General features: G+C 61.8%; 9 protein-coding genes and 3 pseudogenes. 11 read left to right on the top strand and 1 reads right to left on the bottom strand.

Features of this window, described 5'->3' with window-relative positions; genetic code table 11:
* The first annotated feature begins 61 nt into the window (after positions 1-61).
* From DA792_RS22065 to DA792_RS23400, 8 genes and pseudogenes are all read left to right on the top strand, one after another.
* Complete coding sequence (locus DA792_RS22065; RefSeq protein ID WP_107722862.1) at positions 62-2,233, top strand: ParB/RepB/Spo0J family partition protein; 2,172 nt, start codon at positions 62-64, stop codon at positions 2,231-2,233.
* A gap of 252 nt (positions 2,234-2,485) precedes the next feature.
* Positions 2,486-2,739, top strand: a pseudogene (locus tag DA792_RS22070) (DUF3768 domain-containing protein).
* A gap of 117 nt (positions 2,740-2,856) precedes the next feature.
* Positions 2,857-3,153, top strand: a complete 297-nt coding sequence (locus tag DA792_RS22075) for a hypothetical protein (RefSeq protein WP_107722864.1) — start codon at positions 2,857-2,859, stop codon at positions 3,151-3,153.
* 78 nt (positions 3,154-3,231) lie between these two features.
* The gene (locus DA792_RS22080; RefSeq protein WP_254679762.1) at positions 3,232-3,486 is read left to right on the top strand and encodes a DUF6878 family protein; all 255 of its coding nucleotides are present in this window, start codon (positions 3,232-3,234) and stop codon (positions 3,484-3,486) included.
* Positions 3,483-3,614, top strand: coding sequence for a DUF6878 family protein (locus DA792_RS23390; protein ID WP_368074522.1), 132 nt, complete (start codon positions 3,483-3,485; stop codon positions 3,612-3,614). The genes DA792_RS22080 and DA792_RS23390 overlap by 4 nt, the downstream gene beginning before the upstream one ends.
* A 1-nt stretch (position 3,615) precedes the next feature.
* Positions 3,616-4,092 carry a DUF6915 family protein gene (locus DA792_RS22085; protein ID WP_107722866.1) on the top strand — a complete coding sequence of 159 codons (477 nt, stop codon included), beginning with the start codon at positions 3,616-3,618 and terminating at the stop codon, positions 4,090-4,092.
* 105 nt (positions 4,093-4,197) lie between these two features.
* Complete coding sequence (locus DA792_RS23395) at positions 4,198-4,488, top strand: hypothetical protein (protein WP_368074519.1); 291 nt, start codon at positions 4,198-4,200, stop codon at positions 4,486-4,488.
* Positions 4,489-4,525: 37 nt separating this feature from the next.
* Positions 4,526-4,678 carry a hypothetical protein gene (locus tag DA792_RS23400; protein ID WP_368074520.1) on the top strand — a complete coding sequence of 51 codons (153 nt, stop codon included), beginning with the start codon at positions 4,526-4,528 and terminating at the stop codon, positions 4,676-4,678.
* 486 nt (positions 4,679-5,164) lie between these two features.
* Here the strand turns inward: DA792_RS23400 and DA792_RS22995 are convergent, their stop codons facing one another.
* Positions 5,165-5,380: a hypothetical protein gene (locus DA792_RS22995; RefSeq protein WP_254679763.1), complete on the bottom strand. Its 216-nt coding sequence runs from the start codon at positions 5,378-5,380 to the stop codon at positions 5,165-5,167.
* An 861-nt stretch (positions 5,381-6,241) separates the two neighbouring features.
* Here DA792_RS22995 and DA792_RS23405 point away from each other — a divergent pair.
* The 3 genes and pseudogenes from DA792_RS23405 to DA792_RS22105 form a co-directional block, all read left to right on the top strand.
* A pseudogene (locus tag DA792_RS23405) lies at positions 6,242-6,337 on the top strand (hypothetical protein); the annotation flags it as partial.
* 98 nt (positions 6,338-6,435) lie between these two features.
* Positions 6,436-7,041, top strand: coding sequence for a LysR substrate-binding domain-containing protein (locus DA792_RS23000; RefSeq protein WP_439099401.1), 606 nt, complete (start codon positions 6,436-6,438; stop codon positions 7,039-7,041).
* A 626-nt stretch (positions 7,042-7,667) separates the two neighbouring features.
* Positions 7,668-8,560, top strand: a pseudogene (locus tag DA792_RS22105) (hypothetical protein); the annotation flags it as partial.

Raw genomic sequence — 8,560 nt, forward strand, 5'->3', positions numbered from 1 at the left:
TGCCGGGCTTGAAAGGATAGAGAGAGTCTCATCCGGGCCCGGCGTGACAAGGACCCTGACCATGGCCAAGACCACTACCGGACCGAAACCCGCCACCGCGACGAAAACCGAAGCCGCCGGATTGGCAACGCCCGCCAGCGCTTCCGATATCCGCCTGATCCCGCTCGACCAGTTGGAACCCAGCCCGCTCAATGTCCGCAAAGTCGCCACAAGTGAGAAGGATGACGCGGAACTCTTCGCAAGTATTCGAGAGACTGGCATCAAGCAAAATCTGGTGGTCCATGCGCTGTCAGAGACACGTTTTGCGGTCGATGCTGGTGGTCGCCGTCTCAAGGCGCTGAAGCAGCTTGCCGATGACGGTATCATCCCCGCAGATCATCCTGTGCCCTGCCTCGTCGAAGATGAGCGCAATGCCATCCTCACCTCCGCCACAGAAAACCTCCAGCGGGTAGCGATGCATCCGGCTGACCAATTCGAGGCTTTTGAGGCGATGATCGCCGAGGGACGCAGCGAGGACGAGATTGCGCTGAAGTTCGGCGTTTCCGTCGACCTGGTGCGCCGCCGCCTCAAACTCGCCCGTGTCGCGCCGGAGATCATCGAGCAGTTTCGCGCGGGCGATTTGACCCTCGAATGCGTGATGGCCTTCACGCTGACCGACGACCATGATCGCCAACTGGCGGTCTGGAACGCGGTAAAGGGCGGCTATCACATCCATCCCCAGAGCATCAAACGCCACCTGACCGAGACCGCGCATTCCGCCAACTCGGCCCTCGGGCGCTTTGTCGGTATCGAGGCCTATGAGGCGGCCGGTGGCGTCCTGCTGCGCGATCTCTTCGACGATCGTGCCAGCGCCCATATGGAAAACCCCGAGCTCCTAGAGCGTCTCGCCATCGAAAAACTGCAGGCTGCGGCCAAACCCTTCGAGGCGGAGTGGAAATGGGTCGAGGTGCATCTCTCGGTGGATTACGGCGCGTTTCGCAGTTTCGGGCGGGTCTATCCGCGGGACATCGAACCCGATCCGGACCTGCTTGCCGAAGAAGAGCGTCTCGTCGCACGCGAAGAAGAACTGGCGGCGCAGAATGACGGTGAGGATTGGACGGACGCCGAGACCGACGAATACTATGCCATCGAGCCGCGTTTGCGTGAGATTGAAGCCCTTCAGCGCGAACGGCAGCCCTATGCCGACGAGGATCGCGCCATCGCCGGCGTGGTTCTGACCATCGGCCATGACGGGGCGTTGCGCGTCGAGAAGGGCCTCGTGCGGCCCGAGGATATTCCCGCCGCGCCCGAACCTGACGAGACCACCGCAGATGCGGATGGCGCCCCCTCCCCTGCCCACCCACACGTGACGCCGCCGACCTCCTCCACGCCGGTGCCGAGCTCCGACCCGGCCGCGACGTTGCGCAAGGCGGACGGGATTTCAGCGAGCCTCGCCGACGATCTGCGTGCGACGCGCCAGCATATCCTGCGGGCGCATCTGGCGGCGGATTTCGAGGTGGCGTTCGATGCGATGCTCTATGCGCTCTGCGAGCAGGCTCTGGGGCGGTCCTACAACAACGAGGCGCTCGACATCTCGATCCGGCCTTTCCAGGCGCAGAACCGCGAGGTGCTGCATGGGGATACTGTCGCCCAGAAGATGCTCGAGGCACTGGAACAGGACCTCGCCACCGACTGGATGAAGCTGGAGAAGCCCGAGGACTTCCGTGCGATGTCGGCGCTGCCTGTCGCAGACAAGCAGGCGCTCTTCGCCTGGGCATCAGGTCTGGCGCTCAAACCGCAGCTTTCCTCCGACAATCGCCCCTCCCCGATCATCGAGGAGATTGGCGCGCGTCTTGACGTCGATTTGGCGGCCTGCTGGCGCCCGACCGCGCAGAACTACTGGGGTCGGGTCAACAAGGGCCATGCAGTGGCCACGGCGCGCAAGCTGATCGGCGCGGATTACGCCGAGGATCGCAATCGCGAGCGCAAGGCTGATCTCGCGGCCGCGATGGAGCGGGCTTTCGCGGAAACGGCCGGGCAGACGGAAGGTTTCGACGCCGCCACGGTCGCCAGGACGACACGCTGGCTGCCCGAAGGCATGGTGTTTGCCGGTGCGGCGGACGTCGGTGCCGACATGGTTGGTGATGCGTCGGAGACCGACGAAGGGGACGTGCCCGCCACCGATCCTCTGACCGAGGCGGAGAGCGACGAACCGTCATCCTTGCCCGCCTTCCTCAGTGGGCATGCGGCCTGACGAAGCAAACACCGATCTGATTGCCACATGAGCTTTGGGCCGCCCTCACATCGAGGGCGGCTCTTTCCGGCTGACGGGTTGCCTACAGCCGATATCGGATCGGCTGGCCCGTCCCGGAGATATCCCATGACCACCACACTCGACCTTGACCCTGTGCGGGAAGCCGCGCTGATCGCCGCGCAGAATGACGCGTTTCGACGTTCCATCCTTGGCAATACCCCGGTCGCCGATGCCCCGCAGGGCCAGTTCGTGATGACACGCGGCGTCGCGGCACTTGGGCCCGACGCCCAACTGGAACTCACCGGCCGCGTCGCCGCGTTCGACGGGTTCAATGCCGATAGCGACCCGCAGGGCTGGCACGAGATGGGGTCATCGAATTCAATGGCACGACGATCTGGTTCAAGCTCGACCTCTATGACGTCGACTACCAATACGGCTCGCCGGAGCCCTCCGACCCCGAACAGACGCGGCGGATTCTGACCCTGCTTCTGCCGTCGGAATACTGACGCCCTCCGTCCCTAATCACCGCCCCGGACCACCCTTGCACAAAGGGCGGTCCTTTCGGGCTGGCGGGTTTCCAAGGGCCGCGATGGTTGCGTCCCGCCCGCCGCAGGAGACCAGACATGCCCAAGACACTCGACTACCAGATCACTCTGTACCCGGCTCATCGCGATGGCGCATTTGTCGTCACCCAGTTCCAGATGTTGGGGAGCTACCCCGAGAAGCGCGTCCAGGCTGCGGGCATGGATGACCTTATCGACAAGGTGACGCAGTTCGCGATGGAGCATGGCGAGAGCTGCAGTGCCTCGGTGCGCTGCCTCGCCCCGCGCAAACCGCCCGGGTTCAAACGTGCGACCGAGAACCTCTATTTCAACCTGGTTGACCGGACGACTGAGAAACGCGGCGACGCCGCGGCCTGAAGCCTCCCAACGGAAACCTCCGGGGCGGCCTCGCGCAACGGTCGCCCTCCCTTCCCTTAATTCCAAAGGACCAAAGACATGACACAAGTGAATGATTTCTACACGCAGATGCTCGAATCTCAGAGACGGGCTGCCGAACAGCGGGTCGAGACCCGCGCGGCGCTCCTTACCGAGCTGCGCGCCCTCGGTGTGAGGAGCATCAAGGTGCAATACGAAGGCTACGGCGACTCCGGCAATGTCGAGGATGTCGTCGTGAGCCCTGACACGATCACCCTGACAGAAGAGTTGCGGCACCGGTCGAAGACTTCGGCTGGGACTTCGCCTATGCGCTGAGCCCCGGTTTCGAGAACAACGAAGGCGGCTATGGCGAACTGACCTGGGCGCTCGAGGTGGACAAGATCGGTGTCAGCCACTCGAACCGCTATATCGAGACCGACACCACCGAACACGAGGGGCTCTGACATGGCGCATCCCCTCCACCACGCCGAAAGCTCTGCCCGCAAGTTCGGCGGCGTGCCTGAAGATTATCAGCATGTGCATGACTGGTTTGACTCATCCAAAGAGCACCTCGCGATCTTTACGCATCGTGCACACCGGCACCACGCGCTCGGGATCTTCGAGGCCGAACGACTGTTTGGGCGCAGCCTGACCAACAGCGCTGGCCGGGTCGTCCCGATCCGCTGGATTGGTGAGCAGCATGTGCGCGAAGACTGTCAGGGCCGTATTCCATCGCTGGCGGATTGGCTCGGACGCATTCAGCCGGAACCATGGATGGCCAATGGCCGGATCGACAACGATCCAACGCAGATCGGCAGCGATCCGCGCGCGGCCTGGATCGAAGCAGTCGCCAATCACCAGACCATTCTCGGCTTTGAGGATTGGCTGCTGAAGGTCTCGGTTGAGCACACCCAGCATCGCCAGAACCGCGCCGCCGCCTGAGCCGCCGGGCGGCAAGCTTACGAACCATCTGACCACGTCCAGATCGACCCGCTCGAGCCGCAACCGGCTCAGCGGGTCGATTTCGTTTCAAGAAAGGAGATCGAGATGCACGACCCGGTCCATCAGGAGGCCTACCAGGGCCACACCATCAAAATCTACCATGATCCCGATACTGAGAGCCCACGGGAGTGGTCCAATCTCGGCACGCTGATTTGCTGGCACCGACGCTATCGGCTGGGTGACAGCCATCAGTTCGACAACCCCGAGGCGTTCCTGCGCGACCTCTCGGGCGTCTCGGCGCTGAGGGAACTTTCAATCGAACAGCTGCGCGACCGCGCGCGCGCAAGGCAATCCTTTTGCCCGTGTTTCTCTATGATCACTCTGGCCTCGCGATGAACACCATCGGTTTCACTGCCCGTGGGATTCCGGTCAGGTGGGCTTCATCTACGTGACGCTCGCGGCGGTCCGGACGGAGTTTGGCGTGGAACGTGTCACCAAGGCGTTGCGCGAAAAGGCCGAAGACATCCTGCGCGGTGAAATCGTCAGCTACGACGCCTATCTCGACGGCGGGTCTATGGCTATGTGATTGAGCAGGACGGCGAAGAGGTCGATGCCTGCTGGGGGTCGTCGGCGATTATGTGACCGACTGTTTGCCGGAGGCACGGCGTGCGGTGCCTGATCATGAGCCGAAACAGTCAACATATTCCGATATGGCTCAGGCCACCCATAGGCAAATCGGTCTGCTACGGCGGGCAGGATTTACAGCGCGGCCTTAGCAAGCTTGATGTTCCGTCAATGCTGCAATGCAGAAATAACATAGGGCAGCTATTGTGCAGGCGCAGCATGGCCCCTATCTTAAGTCATGTGATCAGTTCCTCCTCCTCCCTGAGCTGATCCAGAATAATCGGCGGCATCCACCTCCTCCCGGATGCCGCCTTTTTATTTTGTGGCGATTTCACAATCGGCGGATTCGGGCCACTAAACGCTCAACACTCTGAGGTATCAACAGGTTTTAGAACTCGGTTGTGTTCGATGTCTGGCTGCAGGTCTCTCGAACAGCAACAGAAGTTCCCTACCTGAGACTGGCTTGTAATACGGCGCTCATCGTTTGCGGTGTCCGCCCGAGGATACGTGACAGTGTGGGATCGACCGTTGAGAATTCACCCGCCCGCGCCGCGCGGTAGTAGCCCAACATAACGGCGGTTGAGCCTTCTGGAACACCGGAGGCCCGCGCATTTGCTTGCAGGACATCTTCGCTGATCAAAACGCGTTCGACAGGCCTGCCCATTATCTGACCCGCGCGCTCCGCCAGCTCGGCAAGGTCGAGCGCTTCAGCCCGGTCAACGGCGGCGTCGGGCCGTCAATCACCTCCTGCCCGCGAGCAAGGCTGCATCCACCGCAGCGAGATCGTCATGGGTCGTCCACGCGACTTTCCCATCTTGCGGGGCAGCCAATCGCCCCGCTTTCAAGCCTTGGCATTCATCATCACGGCACTCGCCGCGTAAAACCGTGGCGCAAGGCCGTCCATGACATCCCCGATGTCGCGAGCATCGCTTCCGTTGCCGCATGATCGCGACCCGGAGAGAAATGCGAGTCCGGCGAACTGGACACCTGACTGGTGTAAAATATGCGTTCCACCCAATGTCGCGGCCACGTCGATGGCCGTCGCGTGTTGTGGCAAAGGATTTCCCCCGCTCGCTGCAGCGTTCGAAGACACGAGAAGCAAGTGTTCGGCCCCGTCCCAAGCGTGGCGCAAACTTCTGGATCGTTATAATCGCCTTGGCGTACGCGCACACCAAGCGCCGTGAATGCCTCGGCATTTGTGGTGTCGCGGACACTGATCCGATGCGCTCGGCGGCGACGTGATGCAGCAGATTTCAACAATTTTGCGGCCAAGCTGGCCCGTTGCCCCGGTCACAATCAACATGGCTTTGTCCTTTCCATTTCTGTTTGCCGGACCCACATATCGGCCGGCACCGGTTACACTAGGAGTATCCACTGTTCTTTGTGCCTTTGATAATCTGACAAATATCGAATAGTCTGTTCTCCATGAAGAACAGTATATCCAAGACGATCTGATCGTGTTTTTGACGGTCCTTGACGAGGGGGGCTTTCGAGCGGCGCGCGGCGTCTCGGGGTTGCGCCGTCAAACGTCAGCACGACGGTGTCCCGCATCGAGACACAGCTCGGTGTCCGCTTCTGTTGCGCACGACGCGCAGCATGCGGGCGACGGACCAAGGCCTAGCACTGGCCGCACGGATCGCGCCACTGATGGCCGAGGTGCGCGCGCTTGTGCTGAAACTGCAAGCTCGACGGGTCGGGTGAGCGGCCGGTTGAAGATCAATGTGCCGGGCGCGGTCATGCCGATATCCTGCCGCCTATTATGGCCGCGTTTCAGCATCGACACCGGCTGTGGAGGTCGAGCTTGTTGTCGACAACGGCTTGGTCGATATTGTTGCGTCTGATTGCGATGCGGGAATTCGCTACGGCGCATCGCTTGAAAAGGACATGATCTCCATCCCCATTGGACGCGCCGCAGCAGATCGCGCTCGCCGCCTCGCCCGCTATGTGGAGGCACATGGTTGCCCAGAGACTCCTGCACAACTGACCACCCATGATGCGATCCGATATCGCTGCCGGGTGGCCTCTGCTCCGTGGACATTGCAAGCCGGAGGTAAGGCCATCACGGTCGAGCCTGCCACACGCTTGGTCCTCAGCGTGAATGCCCTGAACTCTGGGTTGAGTTATGCCAGGGCGGGAATGGGGATCATCGCCATGTTCCGCAATTGGCTCGAGGACGATTTTCGCGCACAGACGCTTGTGCCGATCCTGAAAGAGCACTGGCATCCTTTGGATGGGCCAAGGCTCTACTACCCCAACCGGTTTACATCCAACGCGTTACGGGCATTCATTGAGACCTGCCAGAGTAAGGTCTCTGGGGATGAATAAGGTTGCAAATTACCAGTGAAAATTCGGCTGCTAGCACATTCTCTGTGAGCGCTGTTAGGACTGCCCAAAAGAGCGAGAGGCAGGGCGGGAGGGGTGACCCCTCCGGGTGAGAGAGTGCGCACGGGGTTTTGGGGCCAACCCTCAACTCCGAGATTGCGATGAACGCTTACCCCCATTCGCCCGCTTGCGCCCGAGCCGAGGCCCTGTCCGCCGGAAGCCTCGCGCTTCTCGCACAACCTGATCCAGGCTGCGAAAACCCTCGTGCCGCAGTTCGAAGCGGGCAAACCCGTCGATGCTGCAGCCCTGCGCGCCGCGATGGAAGATGCCTTTGGCGCTAGCGACACGAGCGGCGCCTGGGTCTGGAAGGATGCTATGAGGCAGCCGAGATGCCCAGATCCTGATTCTTTGGCGCTACGGCGCATTGATGCAGCGCCAGGCCGCCTCACCGCAGGCCTTCCTCACCATGATCGAACGCCTGGCCAGTCTGGCCCCGCCCCACACACGACGTTCCGAAGACAGTGTGGCGTTTGCAACAATTCTCGACCCCCTACCCTTGCGGCCATTGTCGCGCAGGTTGCTGGGCTGCATGCTGACGATCTGGTGCTCGAGCCTCGGCGGGCACCGGCATGCTGGCGATCTTCGCGCGGATCGCAGGCGCGCGACTGGCGTTGAACGAGCTTGCGGAAACCCGCCGCGCCTTGCTGGGGCACCTGTTCCCGAACACCGTCGTGTCGGATCACGATGCCGCTCGATCGACGATCGTCTCGACGGTCGATCACGCTTCTGTCATCGTAATGAACCCGCCGTTTTCGGCTGCGAACCATGTTGAAGGCCAATTCCGGCAGGCCACCAGCCAGCATGTCCTGTCCGTCTTGGCGCGCCTCGCGCCGGGTGGGCGCCTTGTCGTCATCACTGGCGAGAGTTTTCGACCTTCCGCGAAATCCTTCCAGTCGACCTTTCAGCGGATCGCTTTCAAGCGCCGATGTAGTGTTTTCCGCGCGATTGAGGGCAAGGTCTTCGCGCGACATGGCACCACGGTCGACACGCGGCTCACCGTGATCGACAAGTGCGCGGTCGACGAACTTGAGACCCCAAAGGTCGACATCGACGCCGCCTATCATCCGATCTGTGACACGACCGCTGAACTTCTCTCCGCAGTTCTCACTCATTGCCCCGAGCGCCAGAGTCCCCAGCCAGCCCGACTAGTTCGGCGCTATCGGTGCCATCCCGACCGACGCGCATCAACTTGCACGCCCTGCGCAACGCCGCTCGCAAGGAATCTCGTGCCCTCGCTGAGGAACGGGCAAAGCACCCGTTCGACGACATCGAGACGGCCTTGCTCGACTACCTACCGAAAGCTTGGAGCGAACCCGACGGCACGCTGCAGGATGCCGTCTACGAAGCCTATGATCTTCAGGCGATCCGGATCGACCCGCGCGCGGAGCATCCGACAGCACTTGTCCAATCCGCCGCCATGGCCTCGTGCCACCACCCGTGCCGAGCTACCGTCCCGTCTTGC

Source organism: Celeribacter baekdonensis, from assembly GCF_003047105.1.
GTDB lineage: Bacteria > Pseudomonadota > Alphaproteobacteria > Rhodobacterales > Rhodobacteraceae > Celeribacter > Celeribacter baekdonensis_B.

Bases quoted from the DNA above. Each gene is read 5' to 3' on its own strand.
- DA792_RS22995 (WP_254679763.1), bottom strand. From the start codon at position 5,380: ATGGGCAGGCCTGTCGAACGCGTTTTGATCAGCGAAGATGTCCTGCAA.
- DA792_RS23000 (WP_439099401.1), top strand. From the start codon at position 6,436: ATGTGCCGGGCGCGGTCATGCCGATATCCTGCCGCCTATTATGGCCGC.
- DA792_RS23395 (WP_368074519.1), top strand. From the start codon at position 4,198: ATGCACGACCCGGTCCATCAGGAGGCCTACCAGGGCCACACCATCAAA.
- DA792_RS22075 (WP_107722864.1), top strand. From the start codon at position 2,857: ATGCCCAAGACACTCGACTACCAGATCACTCTGTACCCGGCTCATCGC.
- DA792_RS22065 (WP_107722862.1), top strand. From the start codon at position 62: ATGGCCAAGACCACTACCGGACCGAAACCCGCCACCGCGACGAAAACC.
- DA792_RS22080 (WP_254679762.1), top strand. From the start codon at position 3,232: ATGACACAAGTGAATGATTTCTACACGCAGATGCTCGAATCTCAGAGA.
- DA792_RS22085 (WP_107722866.1), top strand. From the start codon at position 3,616: ATGGCGCATCCCCTCCACCACGCCGAAAGCTCTGCCCGCAAGTTCGGC.